At 69.9% G+C, this 25,371-nt stretch carries 28 protein-coding genes; 17 read left to right on the forward strand and 11 right to left on the reverse strand.

Annotated elements, in window-relative coordinates; genetic code table 11:
- Positions 1-61: 61 nt before the first annotated feature.
- Positions 62-580 (reverse strand): GNAT family N-acetyltransferase, encoded by a 519-nt coding sequence (locus AC07YS_RS10250; protein ID WP_062477596.1) that lies wholly within the window; start codon positions 578-580, stop codon positions 62-64.
- Between the two features lie 86 nt (positions 581-666).
- Here AC07YS_RS10250 and AC07YS_RS10255 point away from each other — a divergent pair, with 86 nt between their 5' ends.
- From AC07YS_RS10255 to AC07YS_RS10265, 3 genes are read left to right on the forward strand one after another with little or no spacing between them, the layout of a single operon-like run.
- Positions 667-813, forward strand: coding sequence for a hypothetical protein (locus AC07YS_RS10255; protein WP_167395057.1), 147 nt, complete (start codon positions 667-669; stop codon positions 811-813).
- Positions 814-817: 4 nt separating this feature from the next.
- Entirely contained in the window at positions 818-1,108 is a 291-nt protein-coding gene (locus AC07YS_RS10260; protein ID WP_062477599.1) for a VF530 family protein, read from the forward strand.
- Positions 1,105-1,389: a 2Fe-2S iron-sulfur cluster-binding protein gene (locus AC07YS_RS10265; RefSeq protein WP_495268359.1), complete on the forward strand. Its 285-nt coding sequence runs from the start codon at positions 1,105-1,107 to the stop codon at positions 1,387-1,389. The genes AC07YS_RS10260 and AC07YS_RS10265 overlap by 4 nt, the downstream gene beginning before the upstream one ends.
- A 3-nt stretch (positions 1,390-1,392) precedes the next feature.
- On the opposite strand, the gene AC07YS_RS10270 is transcribed toward AC07YS_RS10265, so the two are convergent.
- A complete protein-coding gene (locus AC07YS_RS10270; protein ID WP_495268400.1) occupies positions 1,393-2,589 on the reverse strand; it encodes an MFS transporter in 1,197 nt (398 codons plus the stop codon).
- Between the two features lie 128 nt (positions 2,590-2,717).
- Between AC07YS_RS10270 and AC07YS_RS10275 the strand changes: the two genes are divergently transcribed.
- Positions 2,718-3,389, forward strand: coding sequence for an RluA family pseudouridine synthase (locus tag AC07YS_RS10275; RefSeq protein WP_495268360.1), 672 nt, complete (start codon positions 2,718-2,720; stop codon positions 3,387-3,389).
- Here the strand turns inward: AC07YS_RS10275 and AC07YS_RS10280 are convergent.
- From AC07YS_RS10280 to AC07YS_RS10295, 4 genes are all read right to left on the reverse strand, one after another.
- Complete coding sequence (locus AC07YS_RS10280; RefSeq protein ID WP_056579296.1) at positions 3,376-3,816, reverse strand: universal stress protein; 441 nt, start codon at positions 3,814-3,816, stop codon at positions 3,376-3,378. The genes AC07YS_RS10275 and AC07YS_RS10280 overlap by 14 nt on opposite strands.
- Positions 3,817-3,946: 130 nt before the next feature.
- The gene (locus AC07YS_RS10285; RefSeq protein WP_159270900.1) at positions 3,947-4,696 is read right to left on the reverse strand and encodes a 2OG-Fe dioxygenase family protein; all 750 of its coding nucleotides are present in this window, start codon (positions 4,694-4,696) and stop codon (positions 3,947-3,949) included.
- Positions 4,693-4,977 carry a DUF427 domain-containing protein gene (locus AC07YS_RS10290; protein ID WP_056579293.1) on the reverse strand — a complete coding sequence of 95 codons (285 nt, stop codon included), beginning with the start codon at positions 4,975-4,977 and terminating at the stop codon, positions 4,693-4,695. Before AC07YS_RS10290 ends, AC07YS_RS10285 begins: the two co-directional genes overlap by 4 nt.
- A 139-nt stretch (positions 4,978-5,116) precedes the next feature.
- Entirely contained in the window at positions 5,117-6,043 is a 927-nt protein-coding gene (locus AC07YS_RS10295; protein WP_070062541.1) for a LysR family transcriptional regulator, read from the reverse strand.
- A 234-nt stretch (positions 6,044-6,277) separates the two neighbouring features.
- Here AC07YS_RS10295 and AC07YS_RS10300 point away from each other — a divergent pair, with 234 nt between their 5' ends.
- From AC07YS_RS10300 to AC07YS_RS10350, 11 genes are read left to right on the forward strand one after another with little or no spacing between them, the layout of a single operon-like run.
- Entirely contained in the window at positions 6,278-7,054 is a 777-nt protein-coding gene (locus AC07YS_RS10300; RefSeq protein ID WP_495268361.1) for a 5-oxoprolinase subunit PxpA, read from the forward strand.
- Positions 7,055-7,096: 42 nt separating this feature from the next.
- Complete coding sequence (locus AC07YS_RS10305) at positions 7,097-7,345, forward strand: acetyl-CoA carboxylase (protein ID WP_495260355.1); 249 nt, start codon at positions 7,097-7,099, stop codon at positions 7,343-7,345.
- Positions 7,346-7,356: 11 nt separating this feature from the next.
- Complete coding sequence (locus AC07YS_RS10310) at positions 7,357-8,751, forward strand: acetyl-CoA carboxylase biotin carboxylase subunit (protein ID WP_495268362.1); 1,395 nt, start codon at positions 7,357-7,359, stop codon at positions 8,749-8,751.
- Positions 8,748-9,647, forward strand: a complete 900-nt coding sequence (locus AC07YS_RS10315) for a 5-oxoprolinase subunit B family protein (protein WP_495268363.1) — start codon at positions 8,748-8,750, stop codon at positions 9,645-9,647. Before AC07YS_RS10310 ends, AC07YS_RS10315 begins: the two co-directional genes overlap by 4 nt.
- Positions 9,637-10,614 carry a 5-oxoprolinase subunit C family protein gene (locus AC07YS_RS10320; protein WP_495268364.1) on the forward strand — a complete coding sequence of 326 codons (978 nt, stop codon included), beginning with the start codon at positions 9,637-9,639 and terminating at the stop codon, positions 10,612-10,614. Before AC07YS_RS10315 ends, AC07YS_RS10320 begins: the two co-directional genes overlap by 11 nt.
- Positions 10,615-10,662: 48 nt before the next feature.
- On the forward strand, positions 10,663-11,745 hold the full coding sequence (gene torT / locus AC07YS_RS10325; protein WP_495268365.1) for a TMAO reductase system periplasmic protein TorT: 1,083 nt from the start codon (positions 10,663-10,665) through the stop codon (positions 11,743-11,745).
- A gap of 7 nt (positions 11,746-11,752) precedes the next feature.
- Complete coding sequence (locus tag AC07YS_RS10330) at positions 11,753-13,261, forward strand: sugar ABC transporter ATP-binding protein (RefSeq protein WP_495268366.1); 1,509 nt, start codon at positions 11,753-11,755, stop codon at positions 13,259-13,261.
- Entirely contained in the window at positions 13,258-14,304 is a 1,047-nt protein-coding gene (locus AC07YS_RS10335; RefSeq protein WP_495273715.1) for an ABC transporter permease, read from the forward strand. Before AC07YS_RS10330 ends, AC07YS_RS10335 begins: the two co-directional genes overlap by 4 nt.
- A gap of 35 nt (positions 14,305-14,339) precedes the next feature.
- Positions 14,340-15,611 (forward strand): 4-aminobutyrate--2-oxoglutarate transaminase, encoded by a 1,272-nt coding sequence (gene gabT, locus AC07YS_RS10340; protein ID WP_495268368.1) that lies wholly within the window; start codon positions 14,340-14,342, stop codon positions 15,609-15,611.
- Between the two features lie 11 nt (positions 15,612-15,622).
- Complete coding sequence (locus tag AC07YS_RS10345; protein ID WP_495268369.1) at positions 15,623-17,086, forward strand: NAD-dependent succinate-semialdehyde dehydrogenase; 1,464 nt, start codon at positions 15,623-15,625, stop codon at positions 17,084-17,086.
- 13 nt (positions 17,087-17,099) lie between these two features.
- Positions 17,100-17,480, forward strand: a complete 381-nt coding sequence (locus AC07YS_RS10350; protein ID WP_495268370.1) for a GFA family protein — start codon at positions 17,100-17,102, stop codon at positions 17,478-17,480.
- Between the two features lie 3 nt (positions 17,481-17,483).
- Here AC07YS_RS10350 and egtD read toward each other — a convergent pair whose 3' ends face one another.
- Both egtD and egtB read right to left on the reverse strand, forming a co-directional pair.
- Complete coding sequence (gene egtD / locus AC07YS_RS10355; RefSeq protein WP_495268371.1) at positions 17,484-18,482, reverse strand: L-histidine N(alpha)-methyltransferase; 999 nt, start codon at positions 18,480-18,482, stop codon at positions 17,484-17,486.
- A 26-nt stretch (positions 18,483-18,508) separates the two neighbouring features.
- The gene (egtB, locus tag AC07YS_RS10360; protein ID WP_495268372.1) at positions 18,509-19,774 is read right to left on the reverse strand and encodes an ergothioneine biosynthesis protein EgtB; all 1,266 of its coding nucleotides are present in this window, start codon (positions 19,772-19,774) and stop codon (positions 18,509-18,511) included.
- 149 nt (positions 19,775-19,923) lie between these two features.
- Here egtB and AC07YS_RS10365 point away from each other — a divergent pair, with 149 nt between their 5' ends.
- Both AC07YS_RS10365 and AC07YS_RS10370 read left to right on the forward strand, forming a co-directional pair.
- Entirely contained in the window at positions 19,924-21,270 is a 1,347-nt protein-coding gene (locus AC07YS_RS10365; RefSeq protein WP_447746174.1) for an NAD(P)/FAD-dependent oxidoreductase, read from the forward strand.
- A gap of 19 nt (positions 21,271-21,289) precedes the next feature.
- Entirely contained in the window at positions 21,290-21,541 is a 252-nt protein-coding gene (locus tag AC07YS_RS10370) for a hypothetical protein (RefSeq protein ID WP_070062528.1), read from the forward strand.
- 39 nt (positions 21,542-21,580) lie between these two features.
- On the opposite strand, the gene AC07YS_RS10375 is transcribed toward AC07YS_RS10370, so the two are convergent.
- The 3 genes from AC07YS_RS10375 to AC07YS_RS10385 form a co-directional block, all read right to left on the reverse strand.
- Entirely contained in the window at positions 21,581-23,506 is a 1,926-nt protein-coding gene (locus tag AC07YS_RS10375) for a PhoX family protein (protein WP_495268373.1), read from the reverse strand.
- Between the two features lie 60 nt (positions 23,507-23,566).
- Positions 23,567-24,139: a thermonuclease family protein gene (locus AC07YS_RS10380; protein ID WP_495268374.1), complete on the reverse strand. Its 573-nt coding sequence runs from the start codon at positions 24,137-24,139 to the stop codon at positions 23,567-23,569.
- Between the two features lie 96 nt (positions 24,140-24,235).
- Positions 24,236-25,267: a LacI family DNA-binding transcriptional regulator gene (locus tag AC07YS_RS10385; protein WP_495268375.1), complete on the reverse strand. Its 1,032-nt coding sequence runs from the start codon at positions 25,265-25,267 to the stop codon at positions 24,236-24,238.
- Positions 25,268-25,371 lie beyond the last annotated feature (104 nt).

Consider the following 25,371-nt stretch of genomic DNA (forward strand, 5'->3'; position numbering starts at 1 on the left):
CGAGCTTATCCGCAGCCGATGGCCGCGCCGGTGAAGACCGTACGCGGCATCCGGGGGTGGATCAGTCCACCGCCCGCTTGAGGCGGATTTCTTCGACGCGCACGGTGCCCAGGGCCGTGGTCTTGGCGGTCTTCATCTCGCGCTTGAAGCCGGCGAGTTCGTGGAAGCGCATGGCGCGGTCGTTGCGCAGCGGCACCCAGATGGTGACCGTGGTGCAGCCTTCTTCGGCCAGGCCTTCGCGGGCGGCGTCCCACAGGGCCACGCCGGCGCCCTTGCCCCAGTGCTCGGGCTTGACGTAGATGGCCCAGATCTCGCCCGTGGTGGGCGGCGTCTTGGGGTCGCGCGAGCGGTCGAAGCCCACGAAACCGACGATCTCGCTGCCGTGCGTCACCACGTGGACCTGGGGTTCGCTGAATTCGATGGCCTCGCGCCACTTGGCCTCGCGCGAGGCGGGGGCCAGCACGCGCAGGTCGTCTTCGGACAGGATGCCTTCGTAGGCAGCCTTGGCAGAGAGGGCATGGACTTCGGCGACGGCCTTGGCGTCGCGCATCGTGGCGGGGCGAACTTCGTAATCGGACATGAAAGCGGAAAAACGTGTGGAACCGGCTATTGTCGCCGCACCGCTAAACTCCTCCGGCATCCGCACGTATCAACTGGAGAAAGCACATGGCCAAGGGTCAGCAACGCACCAACAAGGAAGCGAAGAAACCGAAGAAGGACACCTCGCCGCCGAAGGCCCCCACCGGCGGCATCGAGCCCGTGCGCACCGTCACCACGGCGGTGATTCCGCGCGGCAAGCTCAAGAACAAGTGACCGAGTGACCGACGTCCCCGCGCCCGCCCCCAAGCCGGCGCAGCCGCGCAACCCGTTGCATGGCCTCACGCTGGAGGCCATCGTGACTGCGCTGGCCGATTACTACGGCTGGGAGCAGCTGGGGCACCTGGTGCCGATCCGCTGCTTCATCAGCGAGCCCAGCGTGGGTTCCAGCCTCAAGTTCCTGCGCAAGACGCCCTGGGCGCGCGACAAGGTCGAGAGCCTGTACCTCTTCATGCTGCGCGAGCAACGCCGCGAACAGCAGCAACAGCAGCAAGAACCTCCCGCGCGATGAAGGTCCGTCTCGAACCGTCGGGCCTCGAATTCGAGGCCGAGGCGGGCGTCACGCTGCTGCACGCAGCGGAGGCGGCCGGCATCGAGCTGCCCAGCTCGTGCCGCAACGGCACCTGCCGCACCTGCATCTGCCAGCGCCTGTCGGGCGAGAGCCGCCACCTCATCGAATGGCCAGGCCTGAGCTTCGACGAAAAGATCGACGGCTGGATTCTTCCCTGCGTGGCCGAGGCGCTGAGCGACCTCACGCTCGACGTGCCACAGGCCCGCGCCCTCTTCGACTGAGGATCAGGACCGCGCCGAAGCCGGCGCCGCGACCACCAGCCGGTCGCGCTGCGCCAGCGACGGGAACAGGCGGAACCACGTCAGCGCCACCAGCATCGTCCCCACGCCGCCGAGCACCACCGAGCCGACCGGCCCCAGCAGCGCCGCCGTGGCGCCCGATTCGAACTCGCCAAGCTGGTTGCTCGCGCCGATGAAGATCGAGTTGACCGCGCTCACCCGCCCGCGCATGGCGTCGGGCGTTTCCAGCTGCACCAGCGTCTGGCGGATCACGACGTTGACCATGTCGGCCCCGCCCGATACCGCGAGCGCAACGAGCGAGACGAGAAAGCTCTTCGACAGCCCGAACACCACCATGCACAGCCCGAACGCCCCCACCGCCAGCAGCAGCGTGCGCCCCACGTTGCGCTCGACCGGCCGGCGCGTGAGCGCGATCGACATCACCAGCGCGCCCACCGCCGGCGCGCTGCGCAGCAGGCCCAGGCCCCAGGGGCCGGTGTGCAGGATGTCCTTGGCATAGATCGGCAGCAGCGCCACGGCGCCGCCCAGCAGCACCGCGAACAGGTCGAGCGACACGGCGCCCAGCACCGGCTTGCGCTTCCAGATGAAATTGACGCCCGCGAACACCGTGGCCAGCGTGACCGGCTCGCGCGCGGCCGGCGCGTGGTCGTAGCGCAGCCGCAGCACCAGCACGCAGGCCACCGCGAAGCACAGCACGCTCGCGCCGTAGACCACCGCCATGCCCGCCACGAACAGCAGCCCGCCGAGCGCGGGGCCGCCGATGATCGCGCCCTGCATGCCCGCCGAGCTGAACGCCATCGCGCGCGACAGCAGCAACGGCGGCACCAGCAGCGGCGTGAGCGCCTGCTGCGCCGGCATCTGGAAGGCGCGCACCGCGCCCAGCACCAGCGACAGCCCGAGCAGCAGCCCGCGCGTGTCGTTCCTGTGCAGCACCGCGAACAGCAGCGCCAGTGCCACGGTGCCCTGCACCGCGAAGCACACCGCCACGATGCGGCCGCGGTGGTGCCGGTCCACCACATGGCCGGCCAGCAGCGCCAGCAGCAGCGCGGGCACGAACTGGTACAGGCCCACCAGGCCCAGGTCCCACGCGCTGCCCGTCAGCTCGTACATGTGCCAGCCGATGGCCACGAGCATCATCTGCGAGGCGGCGGTGCCGAACAGGCGCGCCACCCACAGCTGCATGAAAGGGCGCTCGCGCCTCAGGTCGGTGAACGTGGGAGACAAGGGAGGAGAAGCGGCGCCGGGCATATCGGTCGAGGATAGCCCAGCCTTCTTCCGGCTTTCTGAGCCTCTCTACACTCGCTGTCCCCATGACCGCTTCGCCGCCCGACCTGCTCCCCGTTCACGAAGACGCCCACCTGCTGGTGCTCGACAAGCCCGCCGGCCTGCTGTGCGTGCCCGGGCGCGGCGAGGACAAGCAGGACTGCCTGAGCGCACGCGCCCAGCGCCAGTGGCCCGACGCGCTCATCGTGCACCGGCTCGACATGGGCACCAGCGGCCTCGTGGTGATGGCGCGCGGCCTGGAGATGCAGCGCGCCCTGAGCGCGGCCTTCGCCGACCGCGAGGTGCACAAGCGCTACGAGGCGATCGTCGACGGCGTGATGCCGCAGCGCGACGACTGGTCGCTCATCGACGCCCCGCTGATGGCCGACTGGCCGCGCCGGCCGCTGCAGAAGATCGACCCGGCCGGCAAGCCCAGCCTCACGCGCTGGCGCGCGCTGGCCAGCGTGTCGCCGCCGGGCGGCCCTGCGGCCACGCACGTGCTGCTGGAGCCGCTCACCGGCCGTTCACACCAGCTGCGCGTTCACCTGCTGTCGATCGGGCACCCGATTTTGGGCGATGCGCTGTACGGCGACGCCGCGCTGCAGGCACGCGCGCCGCGCCTGCTGCTGCATGCCAGGGAACTGGGGTTCGTGCATCCCGCGACGCGGGAGCCGTTGCACTTCGAACGTGCGGCGGGCTTCATGCTCAGCGGCCCTTGACGACGAGCACCGGCATGGTGGCGTCCTGCAGCACGCGCTGCGTCACGCTGCCCAGCAGCAGTTTCTCGATGCCGCTGCGCCCGTGCGAGCCCATCACGATCAGGTCGGCCGCGATGGCGATGGCCGTGTCCACGATGCCTTCGTGCACCACGTGGCCGTCGATCACGCGCTGGTCGCTGTGCAGGCCTTCGGCCGCCAGGGCAGCCACGCCGCGTGCGAGCGCCGCGTTGGCGCTGGCGGTGGCCGCCGCGAGGTATTCGTTCTGGCCGAGCGCATAGTCCGCGCCCACGCCGATGAAGGGGTAGTTGTCGATCACGTGGATCAGCGTGATGCGGCTGCCGAAGGCCAGGGCGAGACCGCTGGCCTTGCTGACCGCGAGCATGGAAGTTTCGGAGCCGTCGATGGGGACCAGGATGTGATTGAACATGGCGGGACCTCGCTTAGCGTTCGCAGACAGACAGACTGACGGACCCGGTTCGCACCGGGTCGGGCCCCGAATTTAACCGCTATGCAGAACCCGCCCTGTAGGACTCCGACCAGCGAAGTCCGCAGGCGTCTCAATCCCCCTGGAAACCCTCAGATCGGCAGGTGACCACCAGCGTGTCGCGCCAGCCATCGCCGCCCTCTTCCATCGGCTGGATCGGCGTCGATTCATGGATCACGCGCGCATCGTCCAGCAGCAGCAGCGTCCACGGTTCGGTCATGGTGAAGCGCTCGCCGCGCCGGCCGTTGGCCTCGAACACGCGCGTCTCGCCGCCCTTGATGCCCTGGCGCCCGATCAGCACCACCGCCACCAGGTCGACACCGTCGCGGTGCGCGCCTTCGGGCGTCGGGCGGCCGATGCCGCCGGCGGTGTCGATGCGGAACTGGTGCGCTTCCACGAACCAGCGCTGCGGTGCGCCGCGCATGTCGCTGCTGACCTGGCCGAGCTGCTGCATCAGCCGCTGCCACACGGGCTGCGCCACCGTGGCGTCGAGCATCGGCGCGAACCAGCGCTGCATGCCGCCGTGCAGCGCGTTGTATTCGACCGGCTGCCAGTGCGCGCGGTGCGGCACCTGCGCCAGCGTGGCGTCGGCCTCGACCGTGAAGCAGGCATGGCGCCGCGTGCGGTAGCGCCCGCCGTCCTTCAGGTACTCGTCGGGCGGCAGGTCGTTCCAGTCGGCGTGCAGCGCCTCGAGCTGCGCCAGCGGCACGCCGAGCCAGTCGCACACGCCCTGCGGGCTGAGCACCGCGTAGCCGTGCTCGCGCAGCGCACCGGCCAGTTCGGCCGGCGGCGTGAACGGGGGAGCGAAGGCGGCGGTGCTCACTGGGCGCTGACCTTCACGTCCTTCCAGAACGCGACGCGGTCACGGATTTCCTCGGCTTCGGGCTTCGGGTCGGGGTAGTACCAGGCCGCGTCGGCGTGCAGTTCGCCGTTGACCAGCAGCGAGTAGTAGTTCGCCGAGCCCTTCCACGGGCAGGTGGTCTTGTGGTTGCTGAAGGTGACCACGTCGCGGTTGAGCGAACTCATCGGGAAGTAGTGGTTGCCTTCGACGAGCACGGTGTCGTCGCTTTCGGCGATGGTGACGCCGTTCCAGGTTGCTTTCATGGGATCGATCTCCGGGGAGGTGCAAGGTGCCGATGCCGCATTGCGCGCTCGGGACAGCGGCTATTGTGACGCTGGCGCGAGGTGCTTTCCTTGCGCCGGGTCATCCCGGCCCGATGCCGGCAGGGTTTCCCCCACAGTGTCAGCCGCGACCGCGCCCCGTGCGCCCCGACGCCGGCTCGAGAAACAGCTGCCGGAAATAGTTGCGGAACGCCGTCATCGCCGGCGAAAACTCCACGCCCTGCTTCCACCCCAGCCCGATGTTCATCGTGGGCACCGCGTCGCGCAGGTTGATGGTCTCGATGCGCTTGCCTTCCAGCGACCACGGCCGGTAGACCATGTCCGACAGCACCGTCACGCCCAGCCCGTTGGCCACCGTGCTGCGCACCGCTTCCACCGAACTCGTGCGCAGCCGGATCTGCGGCTGGTGCGGCGTCTTGCTCCAGTACTTGAGCGCGGTGGCCGCGGCCTCGTCGACGGTGAGCATGATGTAGGGCTCGGCCGCCACGTCGGCCAGCGTCACCTCGGCCTTGTCCAGCAACGGATGCTTGGCCGGCACCCACAGCCGGCGCTGCGAACCGAAGAAGGTTTCGAGCGACAGCTCGCGCAGCACCACGTTCGAGGTGAGCACCACGCCGATGTCGTAGCGCTGCGTGATCAGGCCTTCTTCGATGGCCTCGCGCGCCACCTCGTGCACCTTCACCGTCACCTGCGGATGCAGCTGCTCGAAGCGCTGCAGGTGGTGCGGCAGGAAGTAGCCCAGCACCGTGTAGCTGGCCGCGATGGTGAGCGAGCCCTCGACGTTCTCGCCCTCGTGTGGCATGCGCACCGCCTCGTCGGCCGCCGACAGCACCGCGTAGGCGTGGCTCAGGAAGCGGCGCCCGGCCTTGGTGAGTTCCACGCCATGCGGGTGCCGCTCGAAGAGCTGCTGCCCCATCAGCTCCTCGAGCTCGCGGATGGCGGTGGTCACGGCCGACTGCGAGATATTGAGCTGCAGCGCCGCGTGCGAGATGCGCCCCACCTCGGCCACCGCCGAGAAGTACTTGAGCTGGCGAAGGGTCAGGGACATGGCGCCGTCTTCCTAGGGTATTTACGGATACGCGCTGCCCGCCTCGGGCGAAAACCCGATACCGCGCGATCGCTTCCCTCCAGCGTAGCGCCCAATCCGGTGGCTTGCAGCATCTGTTTTTCAGATATCGGGCCGCCTGAAAACAATGCTTTTCGGCCTTTCGACTGCTGGCTAACCTTCGCGCCAACCTGCACCGCCCCCTTGGCGATGCGCACCACACAAAGGCGGGACGACGTGACGAAGACAACGCAGATCGATCTGAATTCCGACATGGGCGAAGGCTTCGGCCCCTGGACCATCGGCGACGGCGTGGACGAGCAGCTCATGCCGCTGATCAGCTCGGCCAACATCGCGACCGGCTTCCATGCCGGCGACCCGAACATCATGCGCAGGATGGTGCTGCTGGCCCGCGAACACGGCGTGGGCATCGGCGCACACCCGGGCTTTCGCGACCTCGTGGGCTTCGGGCGCCGCCACATCACCGCGCCGGCCGACGAGCTGGTGAACGACATGGTCTACCAGCTCGGCGCGCTGCGCGAGTTCGCGCGCCTGGCCGGCATGACGCTGCAGCACATCAAGCCGCACGGCGCGCTGTACATGCATGCGGCGCGCGACGAGGCGCTGTCGCGCGCCCTCGTCACCGCGCTGCAGCAGATCGAACCCACGCTGCGCCTGTTCTGCATGGAATCGTCCGTCACCTTCCAGGTGGCGCGCGAGCTGGGCCAGCCGGTGGTGCGCGAGTTCTATGCCGACCGCGACTACGACCTGAGCGGCTCCATCGTCTTCACGCGCCGGGTCGGCGCGCTCGACCCCGAGGCCGTGGCCGCCAAGGTGCTGCGTGCCTGCATCGAGGGCGTGGTGCGCACGGTCGAAGGCGAGGACGTGGCGGTCGGCTTCGACTCGGTCTGCATCCACAGCGACACGCCCGGCGCGCTCGCCCTGGTGCAGGCCACGCGCCGCGCGCTGGCCGGCCACGGCATCGAAGTTGCAGGCCTTGCCAAGCCCGCCTGAGTTTTTTTCCTCGTTACCCGAACCTGTTCCAGGAGTGTCCCGATGCCCGCTACCCATGAAGTCCTGAGCCCGCTGCCGGGCACCTTCTACCGCCGCTCGGCGCCCGACGCGCCGCCGTTCAAGGCCGAAGGCGACACCGTGGCCGTGGGCGACGTGCTCGGCCTGGTCGAGGTGATGAAGCAGTTCAGCGAAGTCACGGCCGACGCGGCCGGGCGCCTGGCCCGCTTCGCCGTCGAGAACGGCGAGCCGGTCGATCCGGGCCAGTTGCTGGCCGTCATCGAAACGGACTGAGGCAGCTGCCCATGACCGCCGCATTCGACACACTGCTGGTCGCCAACCGGGGCGAGATCGCGGTGCGCATCATCCGCGCCGCGAAAGAACTGGGGCTGAAGACCGTGGCCGTCTACAGCGACGCCGACGCGCAGAGCCTGGCCGTGCGCATGGCTGACCAGGCCGTGCGCATCGGCCCGGCGCACGCCACCAAGAGCTACCTGAGCATCGACGCGATCCTGCAGGCCGCCGCCGACAGCGGCGCCGGCGCGGTGCACCCAGGCTACGGCTTCCTTTCGGAGAACGCCGCGTTCGCCGAGCGCGTCGAGGCCGCGGGCCTGGTGTTCGTGGGCCCGACGCCGCATGCGATCCGCACCATGGGCGACAAGGCCGCGGCACGCGCCGCCGCCCTGCGCGCCGGCGTGCCCACCGTGCCCGGCAGCGCGGGCGTGGTGACCGACCCCGACACCGCGGTCGAAGTGGCGAAAGACATCGGCTACCCCATCATGATCAAGGCCTCGGCCGGCGGCGGCGGGCGCGGCATCCGCGTGGCGCACGACGAAGCCGAGCTGCGCCAGCAGTTCGCCACCGCCACCGCCGAAGCGCAGGCGGCCTTCGGCAACGGCGAGGTGTACCTCGAACGCTTCATCCGCCAGGCGCGCCACATCGAGGTGCAAATTCTTGGCGACGGCGAGCGCGTGGTGCACTGCTTCGAGCGCGAGTGCTCGCTGCAACGGCGCCGCCAGAAGGTGTGGGAAGAAGCGCCCTCGGCCGCCATCAGCGAAGCCACGCGCGCCGCGCTGTGCGAATCGGCACTGCGGCTGGCGCGCGCCGTGGCCTACCGTGGCGCGGGCACGCTCGAATACCTGTACGACGACGACACGCGCGAGTTCTTCTTCATCGAGATGAACACGCGCATCCAGGTCGAACACCCGATCACCGAGATGGTCACCGGCGTCGACCTCGTGAAGGAGATGCTGCGCATCGCGCTGGGCCAGCCGCTGCGCCTGCAGCAGGAGGACATCCGCCTGAACGGCGCGGCCATCGAGGTGCGCATCAACGCCGAGAACGCGGCGAAGAACTTCATGCCGAGCCCCGGCCTCGTGTCGCAGTTGGTGGTGCCCGGCGGCCCCGGCGTGCGCTTCGACAGCTTCCTGTTCCCCGGCTACACCGTGCCGGCCTACTACGACTCGCTGCTCGGCAAGCTCATCGTGCACGACACCGACCGCGCCAGCGCCCTGGCCCGCATGCGCCGTGCGCTCGACGAGTTGCAGGTGGAAGGCATTCACACGACGATCCCGCTGCACCGTGCGCTGTGCGAGGACGCGGACGTAGCGAAGGCCGCGTTCCACACGGGATTTCTCGAAACCTGGCTCGCGGCGAATCCACTCGCCGATGCGCCTCCCATGTTGAAGGTGGCCGCATGACCGCTGCAAGCACCCTCCCCGCCCAGGCCCGCTACAGCTTCGGCGGCGACGAGCACCTGTTCGTCGAGATCAGCGAAGAGATGTCGCTGCCCGCCTTCTTCAAGGGCATGGCGATCTGCAACGAGCTGCGCCGCCGCGCCCTGCCCGGCGTGACCGAGATCTGCCCGGCCAACGCCGCGTACCTCGTGCGCTTCGACCCCGACACGATCGCGCCCGACACGCTGCTCGCCACGCTCAAGGAAATCGAAGCGGGCCTGGGCGATGCCGACCTGCAGATGCAGACGCGCATCGTCGAGATCCCGGTGCTCTACAACGACCCGTGGACGCACGAGACGCTGATGCGTTTTCGCGAGCGCCACCAGGACCCGTCGAGCACCGACATCGAGTACGCCGCGCGCATCAACGGCCACGCCTCGGTCGAGGCCTTCATCGAGGCGCACTCGTCGGCGCCGTGGTTCGTGTCGATGGTCGGTTTCGTGGCCGGCCTGCCCTTCCTGTTCCAGATGGTCGAGCGCCAGCGCCAGATCCAGGTGCCCAAGTACCTGAGCCCGCGCACCGACACGCCCAAGCTCACGCTGGGCCACGGCGGCTGCTTCAGCTGCATCTACTCGGTGCGCGGCGCGGGCGGCTACCAGATGTTCGGCGTCACGCCCGCGCCGATCTTCGACCCGGCCCAGCGGCTGTCGTACCTCAAGGACCTGATGGTGTTCTTCCAGCCCGGCGACATCGTCAAGTGGAAACCCATCGACCGCGCCGAGTACGACCGCCAGGTGGCGCAGGTCGAGGCCGGCACCTACGCGCTGCGCATCGCGCCGGTGTCGTTCTCGCTCAATGAATTTTTGGCCGACCCGGACGGCTACAACCAACAGCTCCTGAAGGTGCTCCATGGCGATTGAAGTCCTCAAGCCCGGCCTCGCGACCAGCGTGCAGGACGCCGGCCGCCCCGGCTACTACCACCTGGGCATTCCGCTGTCGGGCGCGCTCGACCAGCAAAGCCTGGTGCTCGCGAACCTGCTGGTGGGCAACGACGAAGGCGCGGCCGTCATCGAAAGCACGTTGCTCGGGCCCGAGCTGCAGTTCGACGCGCCCGCGCTGGTGGCGGTGACCGGCGCCGACGCGAAGATCAAGCTCAATGGCAACGAAGCGCCGCGCAACACCTCGTTCGCCGTGCAGGCCGGCGACAAGCTGAGCTTCGACTTCATGAAGCTCGGCGCGCGCATGTGCATCGCCGTGGCCGGCGGCATCGACGTGCCGGTGGTGCTGGGCAGCCGCTCGACCTACGGCCTGGGCGCGTTCGGCGGCTTCAACGGCCGCAAGCTGCTGGCCGGCGACAAGTTGCCCGTGGGCACGCCCGCTGCCGGCGCCCGCGCAGGCCGCACGGTCGATGCCGCGCTGCTGCCGGTGCTCGAGAAGGAAGTGGCCCTGCGCGTGCTGCCGGGCATCTACTTCCATCGCCTGCAGGATGTGTCGGTGCAAAGCTTCTTCGCCGACACCTGGACCGTCGGCTCCGAGGCCGACCGCATCGGCTACCGCTACAAGCACGGCACGCCGCTGAAGTTCCAGGACCGCACGCCGCCCTTCGGCGCGGGCGACGACCCGTCGAACATCGTCGATGCGGGCTATCCGTACGGCTCCATCCAGGTGCCGGGCGGACGCGAGCCGATCATCCTGCACCGCGACGCGGTGTCGGGCGGCGGCTATGCGATGGTCGGCACGGTCATCAGCGCCGACATGGACCTCATCGCCCAGATGCAGCCCAACCACAAGGCGCGCTTCGTCGAGGTCGACATGGCGCAGGCGCTCGAAGCCCGCGCCGAACGCCGACGACGGCTCGACCGCCTGCGGGCCGCACTCGCGGCCTGACGCGTTCCCTCCCCTTTTTCTTCACTGCTGTCACCCAAGGAGTTCTTCATGAACAGCTCGCCCCTGCGCGTTTCATTGATCGCCGCTTCGCTCGCCACCGCCCTGGCGTGGCACGCCCCGGCCTCGGCCGCCGACTGGTTCCCCTACAAGGCCGAGGCCACCGAGCCCGCCTTCTCGGCCGAGGGCACGAAGAAACCCATCGACTACACGCCGCTGGCCAAGGCGTCGAAGAAGTGGGACATCTGCGTGTCGTTCCCGCACATGAAGGACGCCTACTGGCTCGGCGTGGACTACGGCGTGATCGAAGAGGCGCGCCGCCTGGGCGTGAAGCTGCAGGTGGTCGACGCGGGCGGCTACACCAACCTGAGCAAGCAGGTCTCGCAGATCGAGGACTGCGTGGCGCGCGGCGCCAATGCGGTGGTCATCGGTGCGATCTCGGGCGATGGGCTGAACAACGTCATCAAGGCCACGGCCGCCAAGAAGGTGCCCGTGATCGACCTGGTCAACGGCATCAGCTCGCCCGACCTGTCGGCCAAGTCGCTCGTTTCGTTCTACACGATGGGCCAATCGACCGGCGAGTACCTCGCCAAGAAGCACCCCGCAGGCTCGCCGCCGGTGAAGGTCGGCTGGTTCCCCGGCCCGGCCGGCGCGGGCTGGGTCGAGGCCGCGCACAAGGGCTTCATGGAAGCGATCAAGGGCAGCGCCGTGACGGTGCTCGACCCGAAGTACGGCGACACCGGCAAGGAGGCGCAGGCCAAGCTGGTCGAAGACGTGCTGCAGGGCAACCCCGACCTCGCCTATGTGGCCGGCACGGCAGTGACCGCCGAGGCCGCCACCGGCATCCTGCGCGCGCGCAACCTCGACAAGAAGGTGCAGGTGCTCTCGTTCTACATGACGCCGGGCGTGTACGAAGGCATCCAGAAGGGCCGCATCGTGGCCGCGCCGGCCGATTCCATGGTGATCCAGGGCCGCATCGCGGTCGACCAGGCCGTGCGCCTGCTCGAGAACAAGGACGTGGTGAAGCACGTCGGCCCGAAGATCTTCGTGGTCGACAGCGGCAACATCAAGACCGTGAAGCAGGCCGACATCCTGCCGCCGACCGGCTTCAAGCCGGTGTTCGAGGTCAAGTAGGCCGGCCATGGCTCCCGTGCTGCTGCAGACCCTCGGCCTGGGCAAACGCTACCCCGGCGTGCTCGCGCTCGATGCGATGGACTTCGAGCTGCGCGCCGGCGAGGTGCACGTGCTGTTCGGCGAGAACGGCGCCGGCAAGTCGACGCTGATCTCGCTGCTGGCCGGTGCCAATGTACCGACGGCGGGCGAGATCCGCATGCACGGCGCGCCGGTGAAGTTCGCCAACGTGCACGACGCGCGGCGCCACGGCATCAGCGCGGTGTTCCAGGAGTTCTCGCTGATCCCCACGCTGTCGGTGGCGCAGAACCTGAGCCTGGGCGAAGAGCCTTGCCAGGGCGGCCTGCTCGACCGCGCGGCGGTGCGCGAGCGCGCCCGCACGATGCTGGCCGACCTGGGCTTCGAGATCGATGTCGACGCACCCGTGGCGGGCCTCACGCGCGCGCAGCAGCAGATGGTGGAGATCGCCAAGGGCCTGCGCGGCGAGGTGTCGGTGCTGATCCTCGACGAACCCACCGCCTCGCTCACCGACACCGAGACGCAGCGCCTGTTCGAACTGGTGGCGCGGCTGAAGGCGCGCGGCGTGGGCATCGTCTACATCTCGCACCGCATGCAGGAGATCGCGCAGATCGCCGACCGCATCACGGTGCTGCGCGACGGGCGCAAGGTCACAACCGTGGAAGCGAACGCCACGAGCGCCGACCGGCTCATCGAGCTGATGAGCGGGCGGGCCATCGACAACATCTACCCGCGCATCGCCGCCAACCCCGGCGAGGTGGTGCTGCAGGTCGAAGGGCTGGCCTCGCCCAACGGCGTGCGCCATGCCAGCCTCACGGTGCGGCGCGGCGAAGTGGTCGGGCTGGCCGGGCTGGTCGGCTGCGGCAAGTCGGAGCTGTTCCGCGCGATCTACGGCCTCGACCCCGTGAGCGAAGGCCGCGTGCTGTTCAAGGGCCAACCGCGCACCGGCGCGACGGTGCGCCAGCTGCTCGACGACGGCCTCTTCTACCTGCCGCCCGACCGCAAGGGCGAAGGGCTGGTGCTCGGCTTCACCTCCCGCGCCAACATCACGCTGCCGCTGGTGCACGGGCCGCTGCGCGGGCGCGGCGGCTGGCTGCGCAAGCGCCTCGGGCGGCGGCTTTCGACGACGGCCGCCGAGCGCGTCGAGCTCGCGCCGCGCAACCTCGAACGGCCCGTGGGCCTGCTCTCGGGCGGCAACCAGCAGAAGGTGCTGTTCGGCAAGGGCATGACGCGCGACGCCGCGCTCTACGTGTTCGACGAGCCCACGGTCGGCGTCGACGTCGGCACGCGCAGCGCGCTGTACGAGGTGATCCGCAAGCTCTGCGAAGGCGGCGCGGCGGTGGTCGTGATCTCGTCCGACCTGCCCGAGGTGCTGCACCTGAGCCACCGCGTGTACGTGATGTGCCGCGGCGAGATCGCCGGCGAGCTGCACGGCGACGCCATCCAGGAAACCGCCGTGCTCAACCTGTTTTTCGGCCCCAGCGAGAACCCCTCCTCATGACTTCGCCTTCCCTCACCGCCGCCCCGGCGGCCCCCACGCCCGGCCTGGCCGGGCGTGCCCTCAGCCTGCTGCGCAGCCTCTTTTTGCGCCTGGGCGTGCTGCCCTTCATGCTGGTGATCGCCTGCGTGGTGTTCGCCACGCTGTCCGACCAGTTCCTCACGGTGCAGAACCTCGTGAACCTGCTGCGCCAGTCGGTCTACCTGATCCTCGTGTCGCTGGGCCAGATGCTGGCGCTGGTCACCGGCGGCTTCGACCTCTCGGTGGGCACGGTGATGGCAATCACCTCGGTGGTCTCCGCGCTCGCCATGCAGGCGCTGGGCGCGGCCTTTCCCGACGCGGCCTGGATGGTGGTGCTCGTGGGCTGCGCCTGCGGGATGCTCGCCGGGCTGGTGGTGGGCCTGGTCAACGGCTTCGGCGTGGCGGTGATCGGCGTGTCGCCCTTCATCGTGACGCTGGGCGTGCAGTCGATCGGCTTCGGCTTTGCGCTGTTCCTCACGGGCGGCGTGCCGGTGTCGGGCATGCCGGCGCAGTTCAGCGAGCTGTTCGGCTTCGGCACCATGCTCGGCGTGCCGGTGCCGATTCTCGTGACGGCCGTGTGCGTGGCCGGCATGGGCGTGCTCATGGGCCGCCTGCCGACCGGCACGCACCTGCTCGCGGTGGGCGGCAACGCCAAGGCCGCGGCGCTGTCGGGCATCGACACGCGCCGCGTGCTGCTCATGGCCTACCTGCTGTGCGCGGGCCTGGCGGCCGTGAGCGGCCTGCTGCTCACGGCGCGCGTGGAAACCGGCGAGGCCAACCTCGGCGGCACCGTGGCGCTCGAATCGATCGCGGCCTGTGTGATCGCCGGCGTGAGCCTGCGCGGCGGCATCGGCCGCGTGCCCAACGTGGTGATGGGCGCGATCTTCATCGGCCTGGTGCAGAACGGCATGAACCTGGCCAGCGTGGGCTCGTACCTGCAGATGGTGGTGCTGGGCACCCTGCTGATCGTGGCCGTGGTCGCCGACCAGATCCGCCATCGCATGGTGGCGCCGGGCAGCCACTGAGCCCCTCCCATCAAAACAAGCAACGAAGGAATCTCATGACAACCAGGACCAACGCCGCCATCGACGCGCGCCGCATCGCCGCCACGCCGCGCGGCGTCGGCATCGGCTTTCCCATCTATGCAGAGCGCGCGCTGAACGCCGAGCTGTGGGACGTCGAAGGCCGGCGCTACATCGACTTCGGCTCGGGCATCGCCGTGCTCAACACCGGCCACCGGCATCCGCGCGTGGTCGAGGCCATTCGCGCGCAGCTCGAGCGCTTCACCCACACGGCCTACCAGGTGGTGCCGTACGAAAGCGTGGTGTCGCTGGCCGAGCGCCTGAACCGCCTCACGCCCGGCACCCACGCCAAGAAGACCGCCTTCTTCACGACCGGCGCCGAGGCGGTCGAGAACGCGATCAAGATCGCGCGCGCCGCCACGCGCCGGCCCGGCGTGATCGCGCTGAGCGGCGGCTTTCACGGCCGCACCTTCATGGGCATGGCGCTCACGGGCAAGGTGGTGCCGTACAAGACCGGCTTCGGGCCCTTTCCCGGCAGCATCTTCCACGTGCCCGCGCCGATCGCGCTGCACGGCGTGTCGGTGGACGATTCGCTGCGCGCCATCGACAAGCTGTTCAAGGCCGACATCGAGCCCGAGCAGGTGGCGGCCATCATCCTGGAGCCGGTGCAGGGCGAAGGCGGTTTCTACGCCGCGCCGCCCGCTTTCATGCGCGCGCTGCGCGAGATCTGCGACCGCCACGGCATCCTGCTGATCGCCGACGAGATCCAGACCGGCTTCGCGCGCACCGGCAAGTGGTTTGCCATGGATCATCACGACGTGGTGCCCGACCTCATGACGATGGCCAAGAGCCTGGCCGGCGGTACACCGCTGTCGGCCGTGTGCGGCCGCGCCGAGATCATGGACGCGCCCGCGCCCGGCGGGCTCGGCGGCACCTACGCCGCCAACGCACTGGCCATCGCGGCCGCGCATGCGGTGCTCGACGTGATCGAGGACGAACGCCTGTGCGAGCGCGCGCAGGTGCTGGGCGACCGGCTCAAGGCGCGCCTCGAAGGGCTGCGCGCCAAGGTGCCGCAGATCGCGGACGTGCGCGGCCTGGGCGCGATGGTGGCGGTCGAGTTCGCGGGGGCCGACGGCGCGCCCGACCCCGAGTTCACGAAGCAGGTGCAAATCCGAGCGCGCGACGCGGGTTTGCTGCTGCTGACTTGCGGCGTGCACGCCAATGTGGTCCGCTTCCTGTTCCCCCTGACCATCGAAGACGCGGTGCTCGGCGAAGGCCTCGACATCCTCGCCGCCGCCCTGCAAGCCTGAGACACACCCCCATGCCACTGAAACTCCAAGACCCGACCCTGCTGCGCCAGCAGGCCTGCATCGCCGGCACCTGGGCGAATGCCGACAACGGCACCACCGTCGCCGTCACCAACCCCGCCACTGGCGAGCACATCGGCACCGTGCCGATGTGCGGCACCGAGGAAACCGTGCGCGCCATCGCCGCCGCCGAGAAAGCGCAGAAGGCCTGGGCCAAGGTGCCCGCCAAGGAACGCTCGGCCATCCTGCGCAAGCTCAACGACCTGATGCTCGCGAACGTGGACGACCTCGCGCTCATCATGACCACCGAGCAGGGCAAGCCCCTGGCCGAGAGCCGCGGCGAGATCGCCTACGCCGCCTCGTTCATCGAGTGGTTCGCCGAAGAGGCGCGCCGCGTGTACGGCGACACCATTCCCGCGCCGCAGGCCGACCGCCGCATCCTCGCGCTGAAGCAGCCCGTGGGCGTCACCGCCGCCATCACGCCCTGGAACTTTCCCACCGCCATGCTCACGCGCAAGGCCGGGCCCGCGCTCGCGGCCGGCTGCGCCATGGTCGTGAAGCCGGCCACGCAGACGCCGTTCTCGGCGCTGGCCTTTGCCGTGCTCGCCGAACGCGCGGGCGTGCCCAAGGGCCTGCTGTCGGTGCTCACCGGCTCGGCCAGCCAGATCGGCGGCGAGATGACGCGCAGCCCCATCGTGCGCAAGCTCACCTTCACGGGCTCGACCGAGGTGGGCCGCACGCTCATGAAGCAGTCGGCCGACACCATCAAGAAGCTGTCGCTCGAACTCGGCGGCAACGCGCCCTTCATCGTGTTCGACGATGCCGATGTGGATGCCGCCGTCGAAGGCGCGATGGTCTCCAAGTACCGCAACACCGGCCAGACCTGCGTGTGCGCCAACCGCCTCTACGTGCAGCGCGGCGTGCTCGAGGCCTTCACGCAGAAGCTGGTGGCCAAGGTCAACGCACTGAAGGTCGGCAACGGCACCGAGGCCGGCGTCAACCAGGGCCCGCTGATCGACGCCAAGGCGGTCGAGAAGATCGAGGAGCACGTGGCCGACGCCGTCGCCAAGGGCGGCACCGTGCTCGCGGGCGGCAAGCGCCATGCGTTGGGCGGCCTGTTCTACGAGCCGACCGTGATCGGCGGCGCCACGCCCGACATGCTGTTCGCGCGCGAGGAAACCTTCGGCCCGCTGGCGCCGATCTTCGCGTTCGACACCGAGGCTGAGGCCATCGCCGCGGCCAACGACACCGAGTTCGGCCTGGCCGCGTACTTCTACAGCCGCGACATCGGCCGCATCATGCGCGTGGCCGAGGCACTCGAATCGGGCATCGTGGGCGTGAACACCGGGCTGGTGTCGACGGCCGAGGCGCCGTTCGGCGGCGTCAAACAGTCTGGGCTGGGGCGCGAAGGTTCGAAGTACGGGCTCGACGACTTCCTCGAAGTGAAGTACGTGTGCCTGGCGGGGCTGGACAGCTAGGAACTCGCCGCCCGTGACAACGTACCAAGGCGCTTGCCATTGCGGCGCGTGCCGCTTCGAGGTGGACACGAACCTCGACCATGTCCGCAGCTGCAACTGCTCCGTGTGCCGGCGCCGCGGCGCGCTGATTCACCGCGTGCCCGCATCGGCGCTTCGCCTGCTCACGCCGCTGGAAGACCTCACGGTCTATGAATGGCACACACGGACCGCACGCGACTACTTCTGCCCCACCTGCGGAATCATGCCGTTCCGGATTCCCAGCGCGCCCACCGCGCAAGAGGCAGCCGAAGGCAAGCTGCCGTTCACAGGATGGGCCATCAATGCGCGCTGCCTGGAAGGCGTGGACCTGGCCAGCGTGCCGGTCCGGCTCGTGAACGGCGCGGACCTGTCCTGAGGCTCAGCTCAGGAGCCAGTGCACGCTGAACAGCCGCTCGGGGTCGGTCCACACCGCCCCGACGCGGAAGCCCGCGCGCACCGCCAGGGCCTGCAGGCCTTCGACGGTGAACTTGTGCGAGTACTCGGTGTGCAGGGTCTCGCCTTCCTCGAACGAGAAACACTCGCCGCGCAGCTGCACGCTCTGCGCGCGCCGGCTCACGAGGTGCATCTCGATGCGGCGCATCGGCGCGTTGTAGAAGGCCGCGTGCGAAAAGCCGTCGAGGTCGAAGTCGGCCGACAACTCCGCGTTCGCGCGCCGCAGCAGGTTGAGGTTGAACGCCGCCGTCACGCCCTGCGCGTCGTTGTAGGCCGCGTGCAGCCGGTCCGGGTCTTTCACCAGGTCGACGCCGATCAGCAGGCCGCCGCCGCGCAGCATGCGCGCCGCGAGCTGCAGGAACGCCAGTGCCTCGTCGGGCTCGAAGTTGCCGATGGTCGAACCCGGGAAGAAGCCCACGCGCCGGCCCGCCCCGGCCAGGGGCGCGGGCAGCACGAGCGGCATGGTGTAGTCGGCCGCGATGGGCTGCACCGCGAGCGCCGGGTAGTCGGCCTTCAGGCGCGCCGCCGCGGCTTCGAGGTGCTCGCCCGAGATGTCGATCGGCAGATAGCGCTTGGGTGATTCGAGCGCATCAAGCAGCAGCCGCACCTTGGTGAGCGAACCCGCGCCGAACTCGACGATCTCGGCGTTCGGCCCGATCTGCGCGGCGATCTCGCCAGCGCAGGCCCCCAGGATGCCCAGCTCGGTGCGCGTGGGGTAGTACTCGGGCAGCTCGCAGATGCGGTCGAACAGCTGCGAGCCGGCCACGTCGTAGAAGAACTTGGGCGAGATGTGGCGCGGCGTGCGCGCCAGGCCGGCCTGCATGGCCCGGCCGAACTCGGACCACGGGGCGGTGTCGGGCGGGGTCGCCGCTTCCTGTCGCTGCAGGTGGCTGGCGAGGGCGAACGGGGCGGTCGGATTGCGCATGGTGCTCGGCTCCATCGAGGTGTCGGTCAAAGGTCTTTCGCGAGCCGCAGCCCCGAGAACTGCCAGCGTGCCGCCGGCGGAAAGAAATTGCGGTAGCTCGACCGCGTATGGCCGGCCGGCGTGACCACGCTGCCGCCGCGCAGCACCAGCTGGCCCACCATGAACTTGCCGTTGTATTCGGCCGCGATGCCGGGCAGCGGACGAAAGCCCGGGTACGGGTCGTACGAGGAACGCGTCCATTGCCAGACGTGGCCGCTCATCTGCGCGATGCCGGGCGCGTCGAAGGCGGCCTCCCATTCGAACTCGGTGGGCAGCCGCGCACCGGCCCATTCGGCGTATGCGGCGGCCTCGTAGAAGCTCAGCTGGGACACGGGCGCGTCGGCCTCCATCGGCCGCACGCCGTGCAGGCCGAACACCTGCCAGCCGCCGGGCGCGGCAGGGCCGCCGCCCGCGCCGAGGGTGGCGATGCGCGGGTCGTCGGCTTCAAGCCAGTAGGCCGGGTGGCGCCAACCCTGCGCCTGCACCGTGGCCCAGCCGTCGGACAGCCACAGCTCGGGCCGGCGGTAGCCGCCGTCGGCGATGAACTGCGCGTAGTCGCCGCAGTTCACCAGCCGGTCGGCGATGGCATAGGGGCGCAGCAAGGCGGTGTGGCGCGGCGTCTCGTTGTCGAAGCAGAAGCCTTCGCCCGCATGCCCGACCTCGACCGTGCCGCCCGGCTGTTCCAGCCAGCGCACCTCGGCCGGCACGGCGGCCAGCCGCCGCGCAGGGCCGCTCGCGGGCTTGTACGCCGGCAGCAGCGGGTTGCACGACAGCGCATGCAGGATGTCGGTGAGCAGCAGCTCCTGGTGCTGCTGCTCGTGGTTCAGCCCGAGCGCGACGATGGACTCGATGGCCGCCCAGTCGAGCGCCTCCGACGCCGCGAGCAGCGCGAGCACCGCCTCGTCGACATGGTGGCGGTAGGCATGCACTTCGTCCAGCGAGGGCCGCGTGAGCAGCCCGCGCTGCGGCCGCGGGTGGCGCGGCCCGAGCGCCTCGTAGTAGGAGTTGAAGAGGTAATGAAAACGCGCATCGAAGGGTCGGTACCCCGCCGCATGCGGCTGCAGCAGCACGGTCTCGAAGAACCACGTCGTGTGCGCCAGGTGCCACTTGGTCGGGCTGGCGTCGGGCATCGACTGGATGCACTGGTCCTCGGCGGACAGCGGCGCGGCCAGCGCCACGCTGGCGGCGCGCACCGTGCGGAATTGCTCGCGCAAGGCGCTCGCCACGGGGGCGATCGGCCGGGAAAACGTCATGGTGTCTCCAGTCGGGTGAGCCGGAAGTTTTAGCCCATTCGGGCGACAAAGGCACGTAGGACAAGACGCCGCTGCCGCGCCGCCGCAGGAGCCCGTCCTGCGCGCAAGCGGCCCCGGAACGCCCCGGCCCGCTGCGTATGATCCGGGCGATGCAAACCCCCTCTCCTTCGGCCAGGCCCCACGTTGTCATCATCGGCTGCGGTTTCGGCGGACTCGAGGCAGCGCGCAAGCTGCAGCGGGCCGACGTCGATGTGACGGTGATCGACAAGACCAACCACCACCTGTTCCAGCCCCTGCTCTACCAGGTGGCGACCGCCGGGCTCGCGGCGCCGTCGATCGCGGCGCCGGTGCGGGCCCTGTTCCGCAAGCAGTCCAACGTGACCACGCTGCTGGCCGAGGTGACGGGCATCGACCCGGCCGCGCGCACGGTGCAGCTGGCCGATGGCAGCCAGGTGGCCTACGACCACCTGATCGTGGCGGCCGGTGCCACCCACAGCTATTTCGGGCACGACGAATGGGCGCCCGCCGCGCCGGGCCTGAAGACGCTGGCCGACGCCTTCGAGATCCGCCGCCGCGTGCTGATGTCCTTCGAGACGGCCGAGACCACCGCCGACCCCGAGCGCCGCCGCGCCCTGCTCACCTTCGTGGTGATCGGCGCCGGCCCGACCGGCGTCGAGATGGCCGGCACGCTGGCCGAGATCGCCAAGCACACGCTCGCGGGCGAGTTCCGCCGCATCGACCCCGGCAGCGCGCAGGTGTTGCTGGTCGAGGGCGGCCCGCGCGTGCTGCAGGCCATGCCCGAAAGCCTGAGCCAGAAGGCGCTCGAACAACTGGAACGGCTCGGCGTGGAGGTGCGGCTGAACGCGCGCGTCACCGCCATCGACAACGCCGGCCTCGAAGTGCAGACCGGCGGCGGCCCCGACGGCGCGCCGCTGCAGAGCTACCGCATTCCCAGCAGCTGCGTGGTGTGGGCGGCCGGTGTCGCGGCCTCGCCGCTGGGCCGGCTGCTCGGCAATGCCACGGGCGTCGAGTGCGACCGCGCGGGCCGCATCAAGGTCGAGCCCGACCTGAGCCTGGCGGGCCACCCCGAGATCAGCGTGGTGGGCGACCTGGCCGCCGCCATGAGCCACGCGCCCGGCAAGCCGCCCAAGCCGGTGCCCGGCGTGTCGCCCGGCGCCAAGCAGGCCGGCCGCGCGGCGGCGGCGAACATCCTGCGCCGCCTGGCGGGCCAACCCACCGTGCCGTTCCGCTACGCCGACTACGGCAACCTGGCCACCATCGGCCGCAACTCGGCGGTGGTCGACCTGGGCACGCCCTTCGGCCCGCTGCGCTTCAGCGGCCGGCCCGCGTGGCTGTTCTGGCTGTTCGCGCACGCGTACTTCCTCATCGGCTTCCGCAACCGCGTCGTCGTGATGTGGGACTGGGCCAGCGCCTACTGGAGCTTCCAGCGCAACGCGCGCGTGGTGGCCGACGTGCAGGGCCGCAGCGAGTCGTAAGCACGCCCCACGCCGCGCGATGACGTTGCTCTGGTGGGTCGTCTTTCATGCGCTCGATGCGCTGTTCTGGCTCTGGATCCTGCGCTGGGGCGGCGCGGCCTGGCTCGAAGGCACCTTCCTCTCGGGCTTTCTCGTGAGCATCTTCGCGCCACGCTGGGGCGCCGAGGGCCTGCGCATGTTCGCGCTGCTGATGCTGGTCGTGTGCGCGATCAGCTTCGTCTGGGGCCTGCTCATGCCCGAGATGCGCTGCTGGTACTCGGGCCACTGCTGAAGCCCCGAGGGCGCCCCGCGAGGCGCCCCCTTGGCTGCGTCAGCTGCCGATCACCCCGCCGTCGATCTTCGTGATGACCACCGTCGCCGAGCGCGGCCGGCCCGCGCCGTCGGGCCACTTCGACACGGCCAGCGGGCGCTCGGGGTCGCTGCGCTCGTTGGCCGGCTCGCCCGGGTGCTGGATGTTGATGAACAGCGTGCGCAGGTCGGGCGTGGCCGTGAGGCCGGTGATCTCGCAGCCGGCCGGGCCGAGCAAAAAGCGGCGGATCTCGCCCTTGGTCGGGTCGCAGGCCAGCATCTGGTTGTTGGGCAGGTTCGTGTAGTCGCCCTTGCCGAGCGTGGAGGTCGACACGTCGGTCTGGATCCACAGCACGCCGCGCGCATCGACCATCAGGCCGTCGGGGCTGCCGAAGGCGTCGCCCTTGACGTTGCCCTGCGCCTCGTAGCGCGTCTGCTTCGGGTCGCCCGCGAGCACGAGGTGGTTCCACGCGAACTTCGTGGCGTCGAGGTCGCCGCTTTCCTTCCAGCGGATGATCTGGCCCATCGTGTTGTTGGAGCGCGGGTTGGCCGCGTCCATGAAGGGCTGGCCCGGGGCGCCGCGGTTGCTGTTGTTGGTGAGCGTGCAGTAGACCTCCTTCGTCAGCGGATCGACGGTGGTCCACTCGGGGCGGTCCATCTTGGTGGCGCCGAGGATGTCGCTGGCCTGGCGCGACTTGATGAGCACGTCGCCCTGCGTGGCGAAGCCCTTGTCGGCCACCAGCCCGCCCTTGCCCTGCACCAGCGGCAGCCATTCGCCCGTGCCGTCGACGTCGAAGCGGCCCACGTAGAGCGTGCCGTGGTCGAGCAGGTCGCGGTTGGCGGCGGCGCCGCCGGGGCGCACCTTGTCGCGGCTCACGAACTTGTAGATGTATTCGAAGCGCGAGTCCTCGCCCATGTAGACCACGGCGCGGCCGTCGTCGGTGAGCGCCACGGCGGCGCCTTCGTGCGCGGCGCGGCCCAGCGCGGTGCGCTTGCGCGGCGTGGAGTTCGGGTCTTGCGGATCGATCTCGACCACCCAGCCGTAGCGGTTCGATTCGTTCGGGTGCTTCTCGACGTCGAAGCGCTCTTCGTGCTCGTGCCAGCGGTACTTGGCGCCGTTGCCCTTCTTGAGGCCCCAGCGCTTCTGGTGCGCGTCGGGCGTGGCGGTGCCCTCGAAGTAGTCGGCGAAGTTTTCCTCGCAGGTCAGGTAGGTGCCCCACGGCGTCTGGCCGTTGGCGCAGTTGTTGAAGGTGCCGAGCACCTGCGTGCCCGAGGGGTCGCCCGCGGTGCGCAGCATCGGGTGGCCGGCCGCGGGGCCGGTGAGCGTCATCGGCGTGAGCGCGGTGATGCGGCGCGCGAAACGCGAGGGCAGCACCTGCTGCCAGGCCGCGCCGTCGCGCTGCAGCTCGATCACCGACACGCCGTGCGCATGCATCGACTTGCGCACCTTCGCGGCGCTCCAGGTCTTCATGCCGTCGGTGTGCAGCAGGCCGTCGTCCACGTACTCGTGGTTCAGCACCAGCAGGCCGCGGTTCGATCCGTCCAGCGGGAAGAAGGCCATGCCGTCGTGGTGCATGCCGGCCTGCAGCGCCTGGTCGTCGGCGGTGTCGGAGGCATCGGTCTTGAACGCAGGCATGCGGCCTGCGATGCCCGTGGGATCGCCCCAGCGGTAGATCACCTGCGTGCGGTAGCCCTCGGGCACGACCACCTGGTCGACCGCCGCCATGGGCACGCTCTTGAAACCGATGGCGCGGCCCAGGCCGCTCACGGCGCTATTGCTACTGCCGCTGCCCGTGCTGGCACAGCCGGCCAGCGGCCCGAACAGGCCCGCCACGGCCGCCGCCAGGCCGCCGCGCACGAAGACCCGCCGCTGCGGATCGGACACGTCGTGGATGGTGGGATTGCCGGAGGGGTTCGAGTCCTCCATGCGCGCGAAGTCTTTGGCCATGTCCTGGGGGTCCGTGGGAATCGTGGGAGCCTGCGATGCTCCCGCGCGCCCATGAAGCCGTCATGACAGGGGTTCGAAGCGCACGTCACCCCAGGGCTGCGAGCCGCCGTGGTTGTTGTTGCCGCGTGGCTGCTCCCGGCGTTCGCGCCGCCAGTCCCACGGCGGCGTCGGCGCGGTGTCGGCCCACAGGCCGATGTGCTGCGCGCGCGCCGCGGCCTCGAGGCGGAACAGGTCGCCACCGCGCTTCTTCGCGATGCCGTGGTAGTCGTACACCCAGGCCCAGCCCTCGGCCACCAGGCGGCGGCCGGCGTCTTCGCCGTTGCAGCGCACGTCGGCCACGGTGCGGCCGTAGCGGTCGGTGTCGCGCTCGGTGATGACGGCCTTCTCGGCGTAGCACAGGCGGCTCAGCGCCTGGCGGCTGCGCTGGCCGTAGGGCTGCGCTTTCTCGGGCGCGTCGATGGCGGCGATGCGCACCTTGACCTGCTCGTAGGCGCCGCTGCGACCGCAGCGTGCGGTGAGCGTGTCGCCGTCGCTCACGCCCACGACGAGGCAGGTGCGCGACGACGCGGCGTGGGTCAGCAGCGGGAGGGAAAGACCGAGGGAAAGAAGCAGGAAGACGGGACGAAAGCGCATGCGAAAAGGAAGCGGAACACGGGGCCGGGAATGGCCGACGATTCTCGGCGCGAAGTGTGCGCACCGCCCTTCGGATGCATTTGTTTTCGTCTTCGCTCAGCGCGCGGCCGGCGCGGCCGTCGACTTGCGCACCACCAGCTCCGGCCGCAGCACCACGGTGGAGGCCGACAGCGCCTGCCCGTCGATCTCCTCGAACAGCATCTCGGCCGCGCGCCAGCCGAGTTCGCGGTGCGGCAGCCGGATGGTGGTGAGCGGCGGATCGACCATGTCGACCAGCGGCATGTCGTTGTGGCCGGTGACCGAGATGTCCTGCGGCACGCGCAGGCCGGCCTCGCGCAGCGCGTCGTAGGCGCCCAGTGCCACGAGGTCGTTGCAGCAGACCACGGCCTGCGGCGCGGCGCCGGCCGCGAGCATCTGCTTCATCGCGGCCGCGCCCGCCTCGCGGCTGTAGCTCGCGCACTCGACGATGCGCGCCGGCTTCATGCGGTGGTCGCGCAGCGCCTGCTCCACGCCCAGCAGGCGGCCCACGCCGGTGGGGATGGTCTGCGGCCCCGCCAGGTGCGCGATGCGCTTGTGGCCCAGGCCCACGAGGTGATCGACCGCGAGCTTCATCGCCAGCCGGTCGTCGCTCACCACGGCGGGCAGGCGACCGGTCTCGTCGGCGCGGTTGACCAGCACCGCGGTCATGCCGGCCTTGGCGACGAAGTCGACCAGCGGGTCGTCGCGCGTGGCGGTGGCCAGGATCACGCCGTCCACGCGCTGCGCCAGCATGCGCTCGAGCACCGGCCGCGCGAGCGCCGGATCGACCACGTTGGTGACGAACACGAAGTAGCCGCGCGCGGCCGCGCTGGCCTCGATGCCCTGCAGGATCGGCGGGAACACCGCGTTCGTGATGTCGGGCACCAGCACGCCGATGGTGTGGGTGCGGCCCGTGCGCAGCGCCGAGGCCGCGCGGTTGGGCCGGTAGCCCAGGCGCTGCGCGGCCTCCTCGACCACGCGCAGCACCTCGTCGCTGATCAGCGAGCGCTTCTCGGGACTGAGCGCGCGCGACACGGTCGACACATGCACCCCGGCGGCACGGGCGACGTCGCGGATGGTGACGGGGCTGGAGGGGGGATGGGTGCTCATTGGTGCAAACGATTGTTGGTCATCCGGTACGCCATGGTCGGCGAATTCCCATTCTGACATCCCGGATACCCGCCATTTTACTTTTTGGGAATCTGCCTTAAGAT

The sequence above is a fragment of the Variovorax sp. GW458-11-26-14-LB1 genome (genome assembly GCF_059423965.1).